A 1,339-nucleotide genomic window follows, 5' to 3' on the forward strand; every position below is an offset into this window, starting at 1 on the left:
GGCCGATCCGCCGGAGCAAGGCGTGAACCGCATCGACGGCGCGCCGGGCGACGTGCGCTACTTCGGCGCGACGCAACGCTACGACTTCATTCCCGCCGGCTCGGCCGATCCGCTGCTGTGCGAAGGCCGCGTGCCGGCCACGCGGCGCATCGCGATCGACCCGCGCCATCTGCTCGTGCTGCCGGCCGCGCCGGACGCGCAATGACCCCTTTCATTCAACGGAGATCCCCGATGCTTGCAGGCCACCCTCTTGTGAAGACCCTACGCGCCGGCGTGCTGGCGCTCTGCGCGTTCGCGGCGCTGGCTGCCGCGCCGGCGCACGCCGCGCCGCTGTATCCGGGCGAGGACGCGCTGTATGCGAAGGCCGCCGACGAAGGGCTCGTCGTGTCGTTCGACACGGGCCCCGAATGGGCGAACTGGAAGGCGCTGTTCGCCGAGTTCCGCAAGCGCTATCCGAAAGTCGAGATCACCTACAACGACATCGGCTCGGCCGCGACCGTGGTCGCGCTCGACAAGTCGCGCCGCCGTCCGCAGGCCGATACCGCGTATTACTTCGCCGCGTCGGCACTCGATGCGGAGAGCAAGGATGTCGTCGCACCGTTCAAGCCGCTCAACTTCGACAAGCTGCCGAACGTGTTTCGCTCGGCGGACGGCCGCTGGTTCGCGGTGCACTCGCTGAACATCGCGTTCCTCGTCAATCGCAAGCTCGTGAAAAACGTGCCGCAGCGCTGGTCCGACCTGCTGAAGCCGGAGTATCGCAACGCGGTCGTCTATCTCGACCCGCGTTCGACCGGGCAGGGGCAGGTCGCCGTGTTCGCGGCCGCGTATGCGAACGGCGGCAGCGTCGAGAACCCGAAGCCCGGCGCGGAATTCTTCGGCAAGCTGAAGAGCGCGGGCAACGTGCTGCGCGTCGAGGGCACGACGCCTTATGCGAAGTTCGTGAAGGGCGAGATTCCGATCCTGATCGGCTACGAGAACGACGGCCTGAAGGCGAAGTACGTCGACGGCATGGGCGACGCGGCCGACGTCGTGATTCCGCAGGACGGCAGCGTGTCGGCGCCGTATGCGATGAGCCTCGTGAAGAACGGCCCGAATCCTTCCGCCGCGCAGCTGTGGCTCAACCTGGTGATGAGCGACGTCGGGCAGGCGCTGTTCGCGCAGGGTTTCGTGCGGCCGGCCGTGCCCGGCACGCCGGTCGCGCCCGACGTCGCGGCGAAGCTGCCGAAGGCGCCGCAGGTGCGTCCGCTCGACGTGTCGAAGGCGGCGGCACGCAAGGCCGAGGTCGACCAGCTCTGGTCGCAGGCCACGCTCGGCAACTAAGGGGCGCGCGATGCAGACC

1 protein-coding gene and 1 pseudogene are annotated in these 1,339 nt (G+C 68.6%); both read left to right on the forward strand.

Annotation, left to right across the window (positions count from 1 at the left end):
• Positions 1 to 205: pseudogene (locus tag G3N99_RS40590) on the forward strand (ABC transporter ATP-binding protein); the annotation flags it as partial.
• A 26-nt stretch (positions 206 to 231) separates the two neighbouring features.
• Positions 232 to 1,320: an extracellular solute-binding protein gene (locus tag G3N99_RS40595; RefSeq protein ID WP_174947315.1), complete on the forward strand. Its 1,089-nt coding sequence runs from the start codon at positions 232 to 234 to the stop codon at positions 1,318 to 1,320.
• The last annotated feature ends 19 nt before the right edge of the window (positions 1,321 to 1,339 follow it).

The sequence above is a fragment of the Burkholderia sp. Ac-20392 genome, assembly GCF_017104585.1.
Lineage (GTDB): Bacteria > Pseudomonadota > Gammaproteobacteria > Burkholderiales > Burkholderiaceae > Burkholderia > Burkholderia lata.